This is a genomic window from Enterobacter wuhouensis (genome assembly GCF_004331265.1).
In the GTDB taxonomy this organism is placed as follows: Bacteria; Pseudomonadota; Gammaproteobacteria; order Enterobacterales; family Enterobacteriaceae; genus Enterobacter; species Enterobacter wuhouensis.
Map to the genome: position 1 here is coordinate 1 of NZ_SJOO01000005.1, position 16,363 is coordinate 16,363.

The 16,363-nt window shown below is 52.9% G+C and carries 19 protein-coding genes; 12 read left to right on the forward strand and 7 right to left on the reverse strand.

What is annotated here, in order from left to right; all coding sequences use genetic code 11:
- Positions 1 to 225 precede the first annotated feature (225 nt).
- From ghrA to E0L20_RS12640, 4 genes are all read left to right on the forward strand, one after another.
- A complete protein-coding gene (gene ghrA / locus E0L20_RS12625; RefSeq protein WP_131634240.1) occupies positions 226 to 1,164 on the forward strand; it encodes a glyoxylate/hydroxypyruvate reductase GhrA in 939 nt (312 codons plus the stop codon).
- 84 nt (positions 1,165 to 1,248) lie between these two features.
- Positions 1,249 to 1,986: a phosphatase gene (locus E0L20_RS12630; protein ID WP_131634241.1), complete on the forward strand. Its 738-nt coding sequence runs from the start codon at positions 1,249 to 1,251 to the stop codon at positions 1,984 to 1,986.
- A 20-nt stretch (positions 1,987 to 2,006) separates the two neighbouring features.
- On the forward strand, positions 2,007 to 2,561 hold the full coding sequence (locus tag E0L20_RS12635) for a TorD/DmsD family molecular chaperone (protein ID WP_131634242.1): 555 nt from the start codon (positions 2,007 to 2,009) through the stop codon (positions 2,559 to 2,561).
- A 96-nt stretch (positions 2,562 to 2,657) separates the two neighbouring features.
- Positions 2,658 to 3,140, forward strand: a complete 483-nt coding sequence (locus E0L20_RS12640; RefSeq protein ID WP_207389448.1) for a DUF1097 domain-containing protein — start codon at positions 2,658 to 2,660, stop codon at positions 3,138 to 3,140.
- 43 nt (positions 3,141 to 3,183) lie between these two features.
- On the opposite strand, the gene csgG is transcribed toward E0L20_RS12640, so the two are convergent.
- From csgG to csgD, 4 genes are read right to left on the reverse strand one after another with little or no spacing between them, the layout of a single operon-like run.
- Complete coding sequence (gene csgG, locus E0L20_RS12645; protein ID WP_131634244.1) at positions 3,184 to 4,017, reverse strand: curli production assembly/transport protein CsgG; 834 nt, start codon at positions 4,015 to 4,017, stop codon at positions 3,184 to 3,186.
- A gap of 26 nt (positions 4,018 to 4,043) precedes the next feature.
- A complete protein-coding gene (gene csgF / locus E0L20_RS12650; RefSeq protein WP_131634245.1) occupies positions 4,044 to 4,457 on the reverse strand; it encodes a curli production assembly/transport protein CsgF in 414 nt (137 codons plus the stop codon).
- A gap of 23 nt (positions 4,458 to 4,480) precedes the next feature.
- On the reverse strand, positions 4,481 to 4,870 hold the full coding sequence (gene csgE, locus E0L20_RS12655) for a curli production assembly/transport protein CsgE (RefSeq protein WP_131634246.1): 390 nt from the start codon (positions 4,868 to 4,870) through the stop codon (positions 4,481 to 4,483).
- A gap of 4 nt (positions 4,871 to 4,874) precedes the next feature.
- On the reverse strand, positions 4,875 to 5,525 hold the full coding sequence (csgD, locus tag E0L20_RS12660) for a biofilm master transcriptional regulator CsgD (RefSeq protein WP_131634247.1): 651 nt from the start codon (positions 5,523 to 5,525) through the stop codon (positions 4,875 to 4,877).
- A 764-nt stretch (positions 5,526 to 6,289) separates the two neighbouring features.
- Here csgD and csgB point away from each other — a divergent pair.
- The 5 genes from csgB (at position 6,290) to ymdB (ending at position 8,757) form a co-directional block, all read left to right on the forward strand.
- Entirely contained in the window at positions 6,290 to 6,745 is a 456-nt protein-coding gene (csgB, locus tag E0L20_RS12665) for a curli minor subunit CsgB (RefSeq protein WP_131634248.1), read from the forward strand.
- 41 nt (positions 6,746 to 6,786) lie between these two features.
- Positions 6,787 to 7,233, forward strand: coding sequence for a curli major subunit CsgA (csgA, locus tag E0L20_RS12670; RefSeq protein ID WP_131634249.1), 447 nt, complete (start codon positions 6,787 to 6,789; stop codon positions 7,231 to 7,233).
- A 59-nt stretch (positions 7,234 to 7,292) separates the two neighbouring features.
- Positions 7,293 to 7,625 carry a curli assembly chaperone CsgC gene (gene csgC / locus E0L20_RS12675; RefSeq protein WP_131634250.1) on the forward strand — a complete coding sequence of 111 codons (333 nt, stop codon included), beginning with the start codon at positions 7,293 to 7,295 and terminating at the stop codon, positions 7,623 to 7,625.
- 163 nt (positions 7,626 to 7,788) lie between these two features.
- Positions 7,789 to 8,109 carry a type 1 fimbrial protein gene (locus tag E0L20_RS12680; protein WP_131634251.1) on the forward strand — a complete coding sequence of 107 codons (321 nt, stop codon included), beginning with the start codon at positions 7,789 to 7,791 and terminating at the stop codon, positions 8,107 to 8,109.
- Positions 8,110 to 8,214: 105 nt separating this feature from the next.
- Entirely contained in the window at positions 8,215 to 8,757 is a 543-nt protein-coding gene (gene ymdB / locus E0L20_RS12685; RefSeq protein WP_131634252.1) for an O-acetyl-ADP-ribose deacetylase, read from the forward strand.
- A gap of 35 nt (positions 8,758 to 8,792) precedes the next feature.
- Here ymdB and mdoC read toward each other — a convergent pair whose 3' ends face one another.
- On the reverse strand, positions 8,793 to 9,932 hold the full coding sequence (gene mdoC, locus E0L20_RS12690; protein WP_131634253.1) for a glucans biosynthesis protein MdoC: 1,140 nt from the start codon (positions 9,930 to 9,932) through the stop codon (positions 8,793 to 8,795).
- A gap of 255 nt (positions 9,933 to 10,187) precedes the next feature.
- Between mdoC and mdoG the strand changes: the two genes are divergently transcribed.
- The 3 genes from mdoG to E0L20_RS12710 all read left to right on the forward strand — a co-directional run bounded on the left by mdoG (position 10,188) and on the right by E0L20_RS12710 (position 14,574).
- Entirely contained in the window at positions 10,188 to 11,741 is a 1,554-nt protein-coding gene (gene mdoG, locus E0L20_RS12700) for a glucans biosynthesis protein MdoG (RefSeq protein WP_165500715.1), read from the forward strand.
- Entirely contained in the window at positions 11,734 to 14,262 is a 2,529-nt protein-coding gene (gene mdoH / locus E0L20_RS12705) for a glucans biosynthesis glucosyltransferase MdoH (protein ID WP_131634255.1), read from the forward strand. Before mdoG ends, mdoH begins: the two co-directional genes overlap by 8 nt.
- An 84-nt stretch (positions 14,263 to 14,346) precedes the next feature.
- Positions 14,347 to 14,574, forward strand: a complete 228-nt coding sequence (locus E0L20_RS12710) for a YceK/YidQ family lipoprotein (protein ID WP_131634256.1) — start codon at positions 14,347 to 14,349, stop codon at positions 14,572 to 14,574.
- Here E0L20_RS12710 and E0L20_RS12715 read toward each other — a convergent pair whose 3' ends face one another.
- A complete protein-coding gene (locus tag E0L20_RS12715; RefSeq protein WP_131634257.1) occupies positions 14,575 to 14,949 on the reverse strand; it encodes a MysB family protein in 375 nt (124 codons plus the stop codon).
- A gap of 97 nt (positions 14,950 to 15,046) precedes the next feature.
- Positions 15,047 to 16,264, reverse strand: a complete 1,218-nt coding sequence (gene mdtG, locus E0L20_RS12720; protein WP_131634258.1) for a multidrug efflux MFS transporter MdtG — start codon at positions 16,262 to 16,264, stop codon at positions 15,047 to 15,049.
- Positions 16,265 to 16,363: the final 99 nt, after the last annotated feature.

Genomic DNA, 16,363 nt, shown 5'->3' on the forward strand with positions numbered 1-16,363 from the left:
CATCCCGGTGTTGCCGGGACGGGCGCTAATGTAAGGAAAAGCCGAACTGCCGTCAACCCACTTTTTCAGTAAATTAGCGCATTTAGACAAACTTCAGCCAACCTGATTCCTAAATGTGCTGAAAGCGCCTTTTTTATCAACAACGCGGTTTGTCGATAAATTTGTTATGCTGGCAATCCAGTTGAAAATGAAAATAAAACAGCGCAATAAAAGGCAGGAATGACCATGGATATTATCTTCTATCACCCTACATTCGATACCGCTTACTGGATCAACGCGCTTTCGGCTGCGCTGCCGGACGCTCGCGTTCGCGAGTGGAAGCACGGCGATAATGAACATGCAGACTATGCGCTGGTCTGGCATCCTCCGGTTGACATGCTCCAGGGCCGCAAGCTGAAGGCCGTGTTTGCCCTTGGTGCCGGCGTGGATTCGATTCTGAGCAAACTGAAAGCGCACCCTGAAATGCTGCCAGAGGATATTCCCCTGTTTCGCCTGGAAGATACCGGCATGGGGCAGCAGATGCAGGAGTACGCCGTCAGTCAGGTGCTGCACTGGTTCCGCCGCTTTGACGATTACCAGGCGCTCAAGCAGCAGTCACGCTGGGAGCCTCTGCCGGATTACCCTCGCGAAGCGTTTACCATCGGGATCCTCGGCGCTGGCGTGCTCGGCTCAAAAGTGGCAGAAGCGCTTGCGCCGTGGGGGTTCCCGCTGCGCTGCTGGAGCCGCACCCGCAAGGATTACCCCGGCGTCGAGAGTTTTGCCGGTGCTGACGAGCTGCCTGCGTTCCTGAAAGGCACGCGCGTGCTCATCAACCTGCTGCCCAATACGGCGGAAACGGTGGGGATCATAAACGGTGCGCTCCTGAATCAGCTTGCCGACCAGAGCTACGTCATGAACCTGGCGCGCGGCGTGCATCTGGTTGAGGCGGATCTACTGGCCGCTCTGAACAGCGGCAGACTCAAAGGGGCGATGCTGGATGTCTATAGCCGCGAGCCGTTGCCGACGGAAAGCCCGCTCTGGGCGCACCCGCGCGTGGCGATGACGCCCCATGTGGCAGCCGTGACCCGTCCGGCGGAAGCGGTGGCCTATATAACCCACACCATTAGCGAAATGGAGAAGGGCAACCCGGTCACCGGGCAGGTCGACAGACAGCGAGGATACTGAGTCAAACCCGGCGTTAGCCGGGTTTTTGCTAATAATAGCGACCGATAACTGCTATCCTTGGGAAAAACAGCAGAGGAGAGAAAGATGTATCCCGTAGACCTGCATATGCACACCGTCGCCAGTACCCACGCGTATAGCAACCTCCATGATTATATCGCCCAGGCTAAGATCAAAGGCATCAAGCTGTTTGCGATTACCGATCATGGCCCCGATATGGCGGATGCGCCGCACTACTGGCATTTTGTGAATATGCGCATCTGGCCACGTCTGGTGGACGGCATCGGGATACTGCGCGGCATCGAAGCGAATATCAAAAATATCGACGGTGAAATCGACTGCACCGGTCCGATGTTGACCTCGTTAGACCTCATCCTGGCAGGTTTCCATGAGCCGGTCTTTGCGCCGCAGGATAAAGAAACCAACACCGCGGCGATGATTGCGACCATTGCCAGCGGTAACGTACATATTATTAGCCATCCGGGTAATCCTAAGTATCCGATTGATATTCAGGCCGTCGCCCGGGCGGCAGCGAAACATCGCGTGGCGCTGGAAATTAACAACTCCTCATTTGTACACTCGCGCAAGGGCAGTGAAGCCAACTGTCGCGAAGTGGCCGCGGCCGTGCGTGATGCCGGGGGCATGGTGGCCCTGGGCTCCGATTCGCATACCGCGTTTACGCTGGGTGATTTTACCGAGTGCCTGAAGGTATTGAACGACGTAGGGTTCCCGGAAGATAAGATCCTGAACGTTACGCCGCGTCGCATGCTCGATTTCCTGGAATCGCGCGGAATGGAACCGATTGACGAATTTGCCGATCTCTAATTGTGTAATGGAATAAAAAAATGAATGAATTCTCCATCCTTTGTCGCGTGCTGGGTACGCTGTATTACCGCCAGCCGCAAGACCCGCTGCTGGTTCCGCTCTTTACGTTAATTCGTGAAGGGAAGCTGGCGCAGAACTGGCCGCTGGAACAGGATGATTTGCTGGAACGTTTGCAAAAAAGCTGCGATATGCAGCAAATTTCAACGGATTACAACGCGCTTTTCGTGGGTGAAGAGTGCCGTGTCTCCCCATTCCGCTCTGCCTGGCAGGAAGGCGCAACGGAAGCAGAAGTGCGCGCCTTCCTTTCCGAGCGCGGTATGCCGTTGACCGATACGCCTGCCGATCATATCGGCACGCTGCTGCTGGCGGCGTCCTGGATTGAAGATAACGCAGGGAACGATGAAAACGAAGCCATCGAAACCCTGTTCGAAACCTATCTGCTGCCGTGGGTCGGCACCTTCCTCGGTAAAGTGGAAGCCCATGCGGCCTCGCCGTTCTGGAGAACGCTGGCGCCTCTTACCCGCGATGCCGTAGCTGCAATGTGGGATGAGCTTGAAGAAGAGAATGAGGAGTGATTTAGATCACAAATCTTCTGCAACGATACATTTCAACTTGCACATAGTGTGCTTCCGATCGCATTTATGGGATGCGCATCTGCTAAGATGCGCACCATGAACATATTACTTTGCATTGCACTCACCACGGGCATCCTCTCCGGACTTTGGGGATGGGTGGCGGTGTCTCTTGGCTTACTGAGCTGGGCCGGATTCCTCGGCTGCACGGCCTACTTTGCCTGCCCGCAGGGTGGGGTGAAGGGGCTGTTTATCTCCGGCTGTACGCTGATGAGCGGCGTTATCTGGGCGCTGGTGATCGTGAAGGGCAGCGCGCTGGCGCCGCACCTTGAGATTCTGGGTTACGTCATGACGGGCGTGGTCGCCTTTTTAATGTGCATCCAGGCGAAGCACCTGCTGCTGTCGTTTGTGCCGGGAACCTTCATGGGGGCGTGCGCAACCTTTGCAGGGCAGGGGGACTGGCGGCTGGTGATCCCTTCCCTGATGCTCGGCTTACTGTTCGGCTATGCCATGAAGAACAGCGGCCTCTGGCTGGCGGCGCGGCGGGAGAAGGCGCAAAACATTCCTGCGGTGAGTGAATAAAAAAAGGCGAGATTGTTATCTCGCCTTTTTTATGCGCGTCCAGTCAGGATTCCGGAGGAACTGACATATCGCGGTATTTCACCAGTACCGGGTTTTGTGATTCAGATTTGTTCTGCAGATCCCAAAGCCCACGGTCAATACCGTCGTTAATCAGGAAGATAACGCCGGTCTCGATGGCGGACATCAGGCACATCATGACCGGTTCATTAGAGGTATACCCAATTTCACCTTCCAGTAAACGCTGATAGTCGATAAAGCGGAAAACCCCGGCCTGTACTTCATAAGACAGAATGGTTTTGCTGGTGTTAACGGAAGAGAGGACTTCCCCCGTACTGACGTTAACAACGCGCAGGTTAACGGCAATTTGGTCAAGCTGGTACTGCGTATCGGCCCCGATACCGAAATAACGCGCCCCGACGCCCCCTGATTTCACATTGCTTTCGTAACCGATGATCGAGCCTTCAATCATCACGTTGGCGGCGGCAAGGGATTGCAACGGCATTCGGTTATTGTTCGCGACGGTACCATTTTCCTGGGCGGCACGAATAATTTTACGTTCATTCAACAGGTTTTGAAGTCCCTGACGCTCGAGGGGGATAAACCACCGTGAATCCTTGAGTGCGGTAACTAACATAGCGGTAGCGCTTTGCGGCACAGCCGTTGAGAAGTTACTCGCCGGATACGGTTTAAATTGCCCCGTTTCATCCTGAATATTATAAACCGAGACAAATATTTTACCCGTAGGCGCAGGTAAATGCGTTAAATCACGGTAGCTTTGGGCCCGAGGCATTAAGGTTGGTTTTGCAGCTTCTTTAGGTGGAGCAGTTAAACAACCGCTCAATAAGCACACTGCAACTAATATCAGGAAGCGCTGCATGATCGTTGTCCTTATTTCGAGGTTGTTTAGAAATCTGTCGAGTTACTTTGTAGGCCGGAAACCTGAATCGTCGATGTTTTTCCGGTTTTACGATCGGTAACATTCAGCTGGAGCTGCCCATCCTTATTGGCGATATCGACAATAAAGTCGTTGGTCACCATTCGGCCAGGTTTGCCGGTATTTATATTGGTCAGCAGTCCGCCCAAAATCTGCGACTGGATGGCCTGGGTGAAGTTGTCCAGCGCTGATGGGGTGTCGACGCTAAAGTCCTTATAGCTGGGGTCTTTATAGGAGTTTTGGGCCTGGGCTTCGTTCAGCATGAACGCGCCGTTGTTGGGATTGCCACCAAAGTTAGGGTTGCGGAACTGGAACGTCATATTTCCGGCCCAGCTTATGGGTGTTATAAGCATTAACGAAACAACTGCATATGCAATACGCATGACAGCCTCCGGATATAGGGTCGCTAGAACTCGTCTTTTGCTAAATCGCTGGTGCTTAATAGCGCTTTATCTATTTGCAGGCGATTAATAGCGTCTTCAGTTAGTGCCAGTGCCTGGTCCACATTTTTATCGAAGTCCAATTTTGTAGGGAATAAAAACGTTTGATATATAACGTCTGAATTTGCCGTTATTGTTATCCAACTTCCCCATCGTGCACTGGGCCGTTCGTTGATTGTTATATTTCCAGTATATTTACTGTCCCATTTATCACTGAAGGCGCGATAAAAACTGTGCCCGATAGATGAAACGGTATGGTCTGTTAACAATCCGGGAACTTCGACCTCGACGGCCTGAACATTCCCTGCGGCGAGCAGAATGCCCGCTGCGGCAATCCAACTCAACGTGCGTTTCATGTGATTAACGCCTGAGGTTATCGTTTGCCCATGAAACTGCCTGAGTTCGGTTTTTAACAGCTATCTTCTTGAAAAGATTATAGAGATGCGTCTTAACGGTATTTTCGCTGATAAATAACGAACGGGCGATTTCAATATTTGAGGCGCCAATGCGCAACTTGTTCAGGATCTCTTTCTCACGATGCGTCAGCAGCGCGGACTCAGAGCTGTTGTAGCGATAATTTCCGGAGTGCGTGATGAGATAGCTGGCAAGCTTTTGCGAGAAATAGCACTCTCCACGCAATATGCCCTGCAGGCCTTCTACCACCCGATCTTCTTCTTCAGTGACGTAAAATACGCCATTGATATGCGGCCAGCTTTCGATGTCTCTGAAAGGATACTCATCAGGTGTGTTCAATAATAGCACGCGGATATTATTGTTTTTCCTGCTTAAATTGTCTTGCCAGTAATGGATGAGCTTTTTATCCGCTTCCATCATATCCAGCAAAATAATGCTGCCAGCAGCAATATCATCAAAAGAACGTTGAATATTATGCAATTTCCCGTTCAAGGATAACGTTTGCTTTAAATGCTGTAATAAAGCGGTCGCTTGTAAAGAAGGCTTTGTGATCAACAGTAATGTATGACCATGTAAACTATGGACTTCATTAAACATGATGAAACCCCACTTTTTTTAACACCTGACAGCTGCCCTCTGAATAAGAAAGAGGGCACCAGAAGTACTGACAGATGTTGCACTGCTGTGTGTAGAATCAGACCATAACCTCCACAGGGAGGTAAATATAAAACAAATTTCGTACATCTGATTTCAATCTAGCTATTACGAATTTTAAAGCAAGTGTTAATGATGTAACCAAATGTAAAAATCAATATTAATTTGTTAAAAACAGAGATTTGAAATGCTGTGTTTTGATAGGAAAGTTGTACAGGTTAATAACCCTGCACAGATTTTAAAAATCATACAAATAATTATAAGGAATTGATAGCTAACGATATATTTAATTTTATCGAATTGATGATGTGGTATGAGTCGCTGGAAATTACTAAGTACACGACCGCGCGTCAAGCCATCTTAAGAAAACACGGTTGATGTCACGGCCTGAAAGAAATGTCACCCAGGCGTCGCCCTGGTAAGTGCGTAAATCAGGCTGTGCACGCCGCTCCGCATTTGAACAACAGGGAAGAATAAATATTGTTTAAAAAAACTAAGCTGAACTGATTACAGTGGTTTTTGGCAGGAGTTAATACTTTGAGGTGATATTAAAAACAAAAATAACCCGCGCGGGTGAGATATTAAAAATGTTTCGCCAGACATACTCTTCACCGTAACGACGCATTAACAACAAATGAGTCGTTTTAACACGAAGTCACAGTAGCAAAGGTATGTTGGTGATATATAGCCAGGTCCAGGGTGACAACATGAAAAACACATCGTTATTTATGATGTTTACATTACTGGGTGTGCCTGGGTTTGTAGCCGCGGCGAATTCAGATTTAGCCAATGCTGAATATAACTTCGCGGTTAATGAATTAAGTCGCTCCTCGTTAAATCAGGCAGCCATTATTGGTCAGCAGGGCGTAAATAATGACGCTCAGGTTCGTCAGGGCGGGGCAAAATTACTGTCCATTGTTACCCAGGATGGGGGTGGCAACAGAGCGAGAGTTGATCAATCAGGGACTTATAACTATGCGTATATCGCTCAGAGCGGCGTCGCGAACGATGCGAGTATCACGCAGGATGGATATGGTAATAGTGCGAAAATTATCCAGCAAGGGTCGGGTAATAGAGCAAATATTACGCAGTACGGTACGCAGAAAACCGCAGTTGTAGTGCAAAAACAGTCGCAAATGGCCATTCGCGTTATTCAACGCTAGCTATTTCGCGGCGACGTTAATCAATCCGATGGGGGTTTACCATGAAATTTATCAAAGTGGCAGCGCTTGCAGCAATCGTAGTTTCTGGTAGTGCTATGGCGGGTCTTATTAACCAAGGTGGCTGGGGTCATGGCCCGGGTAATAGCGGCGGTCCAAAATCAACGCTGAATATTTACCAGAATGGTGGCGGTAACTCAGCTGTCGCCTTGCAGTCGGATGCAAGAAATTCAACGCTGTCAATTAGCCAGACGGGTGGCGTTAACGGGGCAGATGTTGGACAAGGTTCTGACGACAGCACCATTTCCCTGACCCAAAACGGCTTTGGTAACAGTGCTACACTCGATCAGTGGAACGGTAATCACTCCACCATGAACGTCAGCCAGTACGGCGGTGGCAACGGTGCCGCTGTTGACCAGACCGCATCCGGCTCGACCGTTAACGTTCAGCAGATTGGTTTTGGTAACCACGCTCAGGCGCACCAGTACTAATTCCACATCTACGCTGCATAAAAAACAGGGCCTATGCCCTGTTTTTTTTCGGGGGAATCATGAACACGCTATTACTGCTTGCTGCGCTCTCAAGCCAGATAACCTTTCAGACATCGCACCAGGGCAATATGACCACCATTATTCCTCAGGTGATATTAACGGAATCGTGCGAGTGCCAGGTTCAGATCCTTTCTGTCCGGCAGGGGCAGGGCGGGCAAAGTACGTCGCAACAGCAAAATAGCTTTTCTATACCCGCTAATCAGACGATTGATTTGACGAGGTTGAGTTTAAATATTGGCGCAGGGGATAGGGTGAAAATTACCGTCACCGTATCTGATGGAAAATCGCTTCATTTATCTCAGCAATGGTCACCACCCGATTCTGCGCTTTAATCATTCATAAAATCAATATGTTGATGGATATGGCGAGAGTGAAGGGTTGTTACTAAGCTGGTATCAGGAACTGAAAAAATCTGCTTTCAGCCGCCTGGTATGACGTTTGTGATAATAAAGCGCTTCACCCCTCAAGGACGATCCTTATTGAGGAGTACGCCAGATGACCAAATATGCCGCTCAACTTGTTTCAGGCCTCGGCCTGATCGTATCTGCTTTTATTACCCCCGCGTTCTCTGCCACCGTTGTTAACGGCGGCGTGATTCATTTCCGCGGCGCTATCGTTGCAGACCCGTGTGAAATTACGCCGCAGCAGCAACAGTTTTCCGTATCATGTCCACAGAATAACCGGATGCAAACACGGACGGTCAGCTATGAGGAAGCGCTGAACGGCAAAACGACCAGCGACAATATCGCCAGCCTCAGCATGAAATACCTTAATCCAGAAAAAACGCTCGCCGTTGTACAAATTCAGTATCGATAATCCGTCTCTTCCGCCGCCCGGCGGGAGAGGTTTTCATCCGATAGTTTTTTTTCATCCTCTCCTCTGCGATACACTTAAGAAAATGGCGGGCAGGAGAGGGTTGGTATGATACCGCAAATTGAAATTGTTCACGGCGATATAACGACGCAGCGCGTCGACGTGATCGTCAATGCTGCAAATTCTTCGCTGATGGGCGGGGGCGGAGTGGATGGCGCTATTCACCGCGCTGCAGGACCGCAGCTGCTGGAGGCCTGTAAAACGGTGCGCCAGCAGCAGGGGGAATGTCCACCCGGGCATGCCGTTATTACGCTCGCAGGCGATCTTCCTGCAAAAGCGGTGATACATGCCGTCGGGCCGGTATGGCACGGTGGCGATCGGCACGAGGCGAGAATTCTGGAAGACGCCTACCGAAACTGTCTGCGCCTTGCCGCCGACAACGGCTATAAAACGATGGCTTTTCCGGCCACCAGCACAGGGGTATACGGTTATCCCAAAGCGGCGGCGGCAGCGATTGCCATTGACACCGTTTACCGCTATTTATCCCTTAAGCCGATGCCTGAGAAGGTTTTCTTCGTCTGTTTCGATGAGGAAACCACGCATATTTATCAGCAGCTGCTGGCAACGCGCAGGCAGGAGCTAGAGTCCTGACAGGCAAAAACGGCGCACCCGGTGCGCCGTTTTCGTTATGAGGCTTTGGTCTGCGGTTTCCCGGAGAAGAGGAAGCGCAGCAGCGGGACCCGCAGATGGATCTCATAGAGCACAACGGCAATCCCAATAACAAACACCAGCCCGGTGAAGAAGCCCAGCGTATTGGACGCGATGTGCGGCGTAATGTAGGCTCCAAAGAACAGCGTCAGCGGGTGATGCACCAGATAAATAAACAGCGAGGCGTTGACAAAATAGGTCACCCGACTGGATTTAAAGTTCAGCAGGCGATGGCCCAGCGCAAACACCACATTGACCATCCACAGGCCGAGCAGCATCGTGATAACGCTCTCCGTCTCGTACATCCAGGCGTCGCCGCTGCCATAGCGTTGATTCAGGAGATAGGCCGCAAAGGCAGCGGCGGCACCCGCGGTGCACCACGGTGACGGCGTGGTAAACAGGGACTTCAGCTTAGGATAAACAAACGCCAGCGCCCCAATTAAGAAGAAGGGGATGTAGAACAGCGACTGCATCACGACAAAGTTAAACAGACCGTCGCTTAAAATCGGCGGATACACGATAAATAAGGTGCGTCTTACGGCCGCATACAGTATGCCCAACAGCAAAAAGAGTACGGACAGTTTGCCCAGCGTAATGTTGGCAAAGAAGGCGTCGGCCTTGCTGCTCAGGTGGCGGCGCAGTCGGCTGAAGATGACCAGGCTTACCGTCGTAAGCACAACCAGAACCAACAGGAACCAGAGGTGCGACACCAGCTCCCACACCAGGGTGTTGTACTTTTCATAGAGCGAGAGGTTCGGCCAGTTTTCCGCTTTGCCCTTAACGTACTGCAGCATGATGAACTGCGGCAGCGTTAACAGAGGAATGGCGGTCAGCATCGGAATGCCGACGCGCTCGACGCGCACCTTCCACCAGCGCTTGATCGGGTAGCGCAAAAACAGCATGTAGGAGAAATATCCTGAAATGACAAAAAACACCTGCATACGGAAGGCGTGGATAAAGTCATTAAACAGCGTGAGCCACCACGAAGGTTCAGGACTGTTTACATGCCAGGTGTGGCTGGAGTAGATCAAGGAAATGTGGAAGGGTATCCCCAACAGCATCAGCCATGCCCGGATCGAGTCGAGGAAATATTCACGTTCGGTTGGTGTTGTGCTCATATAACGTTGTGCATTCTCAGACTTTTCGTCTTATCCCTAAGACTCATAATGGTTACATTCGACGCCAACCCTACACCAAGACCGACACCCTGTCTCCAGGATAAGCACGCAAAGTGAAAAGCGGGTTCTTTCATTTGCTTAATCCATGAGCCAGCGAGCTGAACAAAGCAGTGATAATGTTGTCGGATTGCCTGAGTTTCCATTAAAATGGATCGGATCGATATAAGCACACAAAGGGGGAAGTGCTTACTTATTATGAAACATAAACCACAGATGATGAAAATGCGTTGGTTGGGTGTTGCAGTTGTGTTGTCACTGTATACCTCATCGGCACTGGCCTTTAACATCGACGATGTCGCAAAAAAGGCAAAATCGATGGCTGGCAAGAGCTATGAAGCGCCAAAAAGTAACCTGCCCTCCGTTTTCCGCGACATGAAGTATGCGGACTATCAGCAGATCCAGTTCAATCACGATAAAGCGTACTGGAACAATATTAAAACCCCGTTCAAGCTTGAATTTTACCATCAGGGGATGTACTTCGATACGCCTGTTGCCATCAACGAAGTGACGGCAACCGCGGTACGTAAGATCAAGTACAGCCCGGATTATTTCAATTTTGGCGAAGTGCAGCACGACAAAGATACGGTTAAAGACCTGGGCTTCGCAGGCTTCAAGGTGCTTTACCCAATCAACAGCAAAGATAAAAACGACGAAATCGTCAGCATGCTCGGTGCCAGCTACTTCCGCGTAATCGGTGCGGGGCAGGTATACGGGCTTTCGGCGCGTGGCCTGGCCATTGATACCGCGCTGCCATCAGGTGAAGAATTCCCACGTTTCCGCGAGTTCTGGATCGAGCGTCCAAAACCAACGGATAAACGTCTGACAATCTATGCGCTGCTGGACTCCCCTCGTGCAACGGGCGCATACCGCTTCGTGATCATGCCGGGACGCGACACCGTCGTTGACGTGCAGTCCAAAGTTTACCTGCGCGATAAAGTGGGCAAGCTGGGCGTTGCACCGCTGACCAGTATGTTCCTGTTCGGGCCGAACCAGCCGTCTCCGGCGACCAACTTCCGCCCGGAGCTGCATGACTCTAACGGCCTCTCTATCCATGCCGGTAACGGCGAGTGGATCTGGCGTCCGCTGAATAACCCGAAACACCTCGCGGTGAGCAGCTTCGCGATGGAAAATCCGCAGGGCTTTGGTCTTCTGCAGCGTGGCCGTCAGTTCTCTCGCTTTGAAGACCTGGACGACCGTTACGATCAGCGTCCAAGCGCCTGGGTAACCCCGAAAGGTGACTGGGGTAAAGGGAAAGTCGAGCTGGTTGAAATTCCAACCAACGACGAAACCAACGATAACATCGTCGCTTACTGGACCCCGGATCAGCTTCCGGAAGCCGGTAAAGAGATGAACTTCAAATATGCCATTACCTTCAGCCGCGACGAAGACAAGCTGCATGCGCCGGATAACGCGTACGTCATGCAGACTCGCCGCTCTACGGGCGATGTGAAGCAGTCAAACCTTATCCGTCAGCCTGACGGTACGGTGGCATTTGTGGTGGACTTTGCGGGTCAGGACATGAAAAAACTGTCTCCGGATACCGCAGTGACCGCGCAGGCCAGCATTGGTGATAACGGTGAGATCGTTGAGAATGCCGTGCGTTATAACCCGGTAACGAAAGGGTGGCGTTTGACCCTGCGCGTGAAGGTGAAAGATCCAAAACAGACCACTGAAATGCGCGCCGCGCTGGTCAGCGACGATCAGCCGCTGAGCGAAACCTGGAGCTATCAGCTACCTGCCAATGAATAATATATCTGAATATATTGATGCCATGCCGCTGACGGATATTGAGAAAGCGGCACTGCCAAAGAGCGACATCCGCGCGGTGCAAACCGCGCTGGATGGTGAGCATCGTCAGTTTACCCGTGATGATGACACGCCGCTGGGGTCGGTTAAGGCTCGTCTGGAGCGTGCCTGGCCGGATTCGCTTGCGGAAGGACAGTTGATTAAAGACGACGAAGGACGCGACCAGCTGCAGGCGATGCCGAAGGCGACGCGTTCCTCAATGTTCCCCGATCCGTGGCGCACCAACCCGGTGGGTCGCTTCTGGGATCGCCTGCGCGGACGTGACGTTACGCCGCGCTACCTGTCGCGCCTGACCAAAGAAGAGCAGGCCTCTGAACAGAAATGGCGTACCGTGGGGACCATCCGTCGCTATATCCTGTTGCTGCTGACGCTGGCGCAAACGGTGGTCGCCACCTGGTACATGAAGAGCATTCTTCCCTACCAGGGCTGGGCGCTGATCAACCCTGCTGACATGATTGGCCAGGATATCTGGGTCTCCTTCATGCAGCTTCTGCCCTACATTCTGCAAAGCGGCATTCTTCTGCTGTTCGCCGTTCTCTTCTGCTGGGTTTCCGCCGGTTTCTGGACCGCGCTGATGGGCTTCCTGCAGCTGTTAATGGGGCGTGACAAATACAGCATTTCAGCGTCAACGGTCGGGGATGAACCCCTGAATCCTGAGCACCGTACCGCGCTGATCATGCCTATCTGTAACGAAGACGTTGACCGCGTATTTGCGGGGCTGCGCGCCACCTGGGAGTCCGTGAAGGCCACCGGGAACGCAGCGCATTTCGACGTTTACATCCTGAGCGACAGCTACAATCCGGATATCTGCGTTGCCGAGCAAAAGGCCTGGATGGAGCTGATTGCGGAAGTGCAGGGCGAAGGGCAGATTTTCTATCGCCGTCGCCGCCGTCGTGTGAAGCGTAAAAGCGGCAACATCGATGACTTCTGCCGTCGCTGGGGCAATCAGTACAGCTACATGGTGGTGCTGGACGCCGACTCCGTCATGAGCGGTGACTGTCTGAGCGGCCTGGTCCGCCTGATGGAAGCAAACCCGAATGCGGGTATCATTCAGTCCTCGCCAAAAGCGTCCGGTATGGACACGCTGTACGCGCGCTGCCAGCAGTTTGCGACTCGCGTTTACGGGCCGCTGTTCACCGCAGGTCTGCACTTCTGGCAGCTGGGTGAGTCTCACTACTGGGGCCACAACGCGATTATCCGCGTGAAGCCGTTCATTGAGCACTGTGCGCTGGCGCCGCTGCCGGGCGAAGGGTCCTTTGCCGGTTCGATTCTGTCGCATGACTTCGTGGAAGCGGCGCTGATGCGTCGTGCGGGTTGGGGCGTCTGGATTGCTTACGATCTGCCTGGCTCATACGAAGAACTGCCGCCGAACCTGCTGGACGAGCTGAAGCGTGACCGCCGCTGGTGCCACGGTAACCTGATGAACTTCCGCCTGTTCCTGGTAAAAGGGATGCACCCGGTTCACCGGGCGGTATTCCTGACGGGCGTGATGTCCTATCTCTCTGCACCGCTGTGGTTTATGTTCCTTGCGCTGTCTACCGCATTGCAGGTGGTACACGCCCTGACGGAACCGCAGTACTTCCTGCAGCCGCGTCAGCTGTTCCCGGTGTGGCCGCAGTGGCGTCCTGAGCTGGCGATTATGCTGTTTGCCTCGACGATGGTGCTGCTTTTCCTGCCTAAGCTGCTCAGCATCATTCTGATCTGGTGCAAAGGTTCGAAAGAGTACGGTGGATTCTTCCGCGTGACGATCTCCCTCCTGCTGGAAGTGCTGTTCTCGGTCCTGCTGGCGCCTGTGCGTATGCTGTTCCACACGGTGTTTGTGGTCAGCGCATTCCTGGGCTGGGAAGTGGTCTGGAACTCGCCGCAGCGTGACGATGACTCCACGCCGTGGGGAGAAGCCTTTATGCGCCATGGCTCGCAGCTGCTGCTGGGTCTGGTGTGGGCTGCAGGGATGGCCTGGCTGGATCTGCGCTTCCTGTTCTGGCTTGCGCCGATTGTCTTCTCGCTGATCCTGTCACCGTTTGTCTCGGTGATCTCCAGCCGTTCAACGGTGGGTCTGCGTACCAAGCGCTGGAAGCTGTTCCTGATCCCGGAAGAGTATTCACCGCCGCAGGTTCTGGTCGATACCGACAACTACCTGCAGCAGAACCGCGAGCGTTCTCTGGCCGACGGTTTCATGCACGCGGTGTTTAACCCGTCGTTCAACGCCCTGGCAACGGCAATGGCGACCGCGCGTCACCGCGCCAGCCATGTGCTGGAGATTGCCCGAGACCGTCACGTTGAGCAGGCGCTGAACGAGACGCCGGAAAAACTGAACCGCGACCGTCGACTGGTGCTGTTGAGCGACCCGGTAACGATGGCGCGTCTTCACTATCGCGTGTGGTCCGCGCCGGAGAGGTATTCTTCCTGGGTGAACTACTACAAAGAGCTGAAGCTTAATCCGCTGGCGCTGAAGGCGAAGTAAGTTATTAAGCAGGGCGCGCGTGCGAAGCGCCGCCCGCCAAATAAAATACCGGCTGTGAGGCCGGTATTTTTTTAGAGGTTACAGATGAGAATAGTCATCGTTGTCCTGATGGCATGCCTGCTCAGCGGCTGCGGCAGCATTATCAGCCGCACGATACCGGGGCAGGGGCACGGCAATCAGTATTACCCGGGCGTGAAATGGGACGTGCGCGACTCGGCATGGCGCTACCTCACCGTGCTCGATCTGCCGTTCTCGCTCATATTCGATACGTTACTGCTTCCCATCGATGCCAGCCACGGACCCTATGAGTAATTAACGCTCATCCCACTCATCCGCCGCGGTTTGGCCTTCTTCCGTGTCCAGCGGCGGCTCGAGCTGAAATTCACCCTCATCCCATTCATGGAGGGTATTTTCCTCCATCCACTCCTGGCGAAGCTCAATTTCGTCATAGTCGCCGTCGAAGACGGCCTGCGCGCCTTCGCCGCTCACCATCGGCAAACATTCGCCTTCTTCACCATCGTCAGCAAAGAATTCGGCCTGCCACATGATATCCCCGTCCTGCAGGACGTATTTTTGGATATTCAGCTGCTGTACGTTTGCGTCTTCTTCCTCAATGCCGGGATTATTGGCAAGGAACTCTTCGCGAGCAGCGTCAATCGCTTCTTCCAGCGTGGCGTACATGGTCATTGGTGTCTCCCTGTTTTCCTGATGGTTTCAGGGAAAGAATAGCTGAATATCAGATTCTGCAAGTATGAAGATGAAAATAAGCGATGGTAGATTTGTCTTATTCAGGTACGGGACGTAACGCCCGGGATAAACTGAACCACGAATAGAGGGCATTAAACAGGACGACGCCAGCGGTGACGATAAATACGGCGCGGAAACCGAAGCTGGCGGAAACGGCCGCCCCAACCAACGGCCCGGTAACGTTGCCGATATCACGGAATGACTGGTTGTAGCTAAAGATACGTCCGGCGATTTGGTTGGTTGAATTATAAACCAGCAGCGTCTGGACAGCCGGTAATAACGCGCCGTCAGCCGCCCCGAGCAAGAAGCGCAGCAGCCCAAGCTGCCACGGTGTTTGCACCATCGACATTGGAACAAGCAGGATAACGGAAATCACCAGGGCGCAAATCAGGATTTTTTCCGGGCCAACGCGGTCGCCCAGTTTCCCCAGCCGTGGTGCGCTGAGGAGCGCCGCCACGCCGGGCACGGAGGCAATGAGCCCGCTGATAAACGCGATATTGCTGACGTTGCCAGCCAGATCGCGCACGTACAGCGTCAAAATGGGCGCGATGGAACCGGTCGCAACCTGAATGATCATCGTCGTGATAAACAGGCTCAGCACCAGCCTGGGGTTCTTCAGCGAGCTCAGCACGTCCCGGGCGTGAAGCATCTCTTTCTTAGGCACCGGGATAAAGATTTCACGGATACAAAGCAGCGTGACGATAAAGCAAAGAAATAAGACGCTGGCAGTGATGAAAAAGACAGGCCGTAAGCCATAGGTATCAGCCAGTAATCCGCCGGCAAGCGGCCCCAGCAGCGCGCCGCTCACGCCGCCGGTTGATAAGGTACCGAGCGCCCAGCCGCTTTTATGTCGCGGGATTTGCGTGGCGATCAGGGCATTGGCGTTGGGGATAAATCCACCCAGCAGACCCAGCAGCGCGCGTAATATCAGGAACTGCCAGACGTTCTGCGCCACCCCCATCAATGCCATAATGATGGCCATCCCCAGCGCCGAGCGCAGCAGCATAATTTTGCGTCCTTTTCGGTCGGCAAGGCCGCCCCAGAAGGGGGAAGCAATCGCCGAGAACAAAAAGGTGATGCTGAACACCAGGCCAGACCACATGTTAAGCGAGCTGTGGCCCGTCACGCCCAGCTGTTCAACGTAGAGAGGCAGAAAAGGCATGACCAGGCTAAACGCCGCGCCCGTGAGAAAACAGCCGAGCCAGGCAACCGCGAGGTTGCGTTTCCAGTTTATGGGGGCATCTGAGGGTGACATAACTATCCGCATAACGAGGTGCAGGGCACCATGAATGATGGAGTAATAAGCCTGCTAATTATGCGCCTGGGTTATGATTGCCGCAATGAGGGGGAGCTT

Bases quoted from the DNA above. Each gene is read 5' to 3' on its own strand.
- ghrA (WP_131634240.1), top strand. From the start codon at position 226: ATGGATATTATCTTCTATCACCCTACATTCGATACCGCTTACTGGATC.
- E0L20_RS12630 (WP_131634241.1), top strand. From the start codon at position 1,249: ATGTATCCCGTAGACCTGCATATGCACACCGTCGCCAGTACCCACGCG.
- E0L20_RS12635 (WP_131634242.1), top strand. From the start codon at position 2,007: ATGAATGAATTCTCCATCCTTTGTCGCGTGCTGGGTACGCTGTATTAC.
- E0L20_RS12640 (WP_207389448.1), top strand. From the start codon at position 2,658: ATGAACATATTACTTTGCATTGCACTCACCACGGGCATCCTCTCCGGA.
- csgG (WP_131634244.1), bottom strand. From the start codon at position 4,017: ATGCAGCGCTTCCTGATATTAGTTGCAGTGTGCTTATTGAGCGGTTGT.
- csgF (WP_131634245.1), bottom strand. From the start codon at position 4,457: ATGCGTATTGCATATGCAGTTGTTTCGTTAATGCTTATAACACCCATA.
- csgE (WP_131634246.1), bottom strand. From the start codon at position 4,870: ATGAAACGCACGTTGAGTTGGATTGCCGCAGCGGGCATTCTGCTCGCC.
- csgD (WP_131634247.1), bottom strand. From the start codon at position 5,525: ATGTTTAATGAAGTCCATAGTTTACATGGTCATACATTACTGTTGATC.
- csgB (WP_131634248.1), top strand. From the start codon at position 6,290: ATGAAAAACACATCGTTATTTATGATGTTTACATTACTGGGTGTGCCT.
- csgA (WP_131634249.1), top strand. From the start codon at position 6,787: ATGAAATTTATCAAAGTGGCAGCGCTTGCAGCAATCGTAGTTTCTGGT.
- csgC (WP_131634250.1), top strand. From the start codon at position 7,293: ATGAACACGCTATTACTGCTTGCTGCGCTCTCAAGCCAGATAACCTTT.
- E0L20_RS12680 (WP_131634251.1), top strand. From the start codon at position 7,789: ATGACCAAATATGCCGCTCAACTTGTTTCAGGCCTCGGCCTGATCGTA.
- ymdB (WP_131634252.1), top strand. From the start codon at position 8,215: ATGATACCGCAAATTGAAATTGTTCACGGCGATATAACGACGCAGCGC.
- mdoC (WP_131634253.1), bottom strand. From the start codon at position 9,932: ATGAGCACAACACCAACCGAACGTGAATATTTCCTCGACTCGATCCGG.
- mdoG (WP_165500715.1), top strand. From the start codon at position 10,188: ATGAAACATAAACCACAGATGATGAAAATGCGTTGGTTGGGTGTTGCA.
- mdoH (WP_131634255.1), top strand. From the start codon at position 11,734: ATGAATAATATATCTGAATATATTGATGCCATGCCGCTGACGGATATT.
- E0L20_RS12710 (WP_131634256.1), top strand. From the start codon at position 14,347: ATGAGAATAGTCATCGTTGTCCTGATGGCATGCCTGCTCAGCGGCTGC.
- E0L20_RS12715 (WP_131634257.1), bottom strand. From the start codon at position 14,949: ATGACCATGTACGCCACGCTGGAAGAAGCGATTGACGCTGCTCGCGAA.
- mdtG (WP_131634258.1), bottom strand. From the start codon at position 16,264: ATGTCACCCTCAGATGCCCCCATAAACTGGAAACGCAACCTCGCGGTT.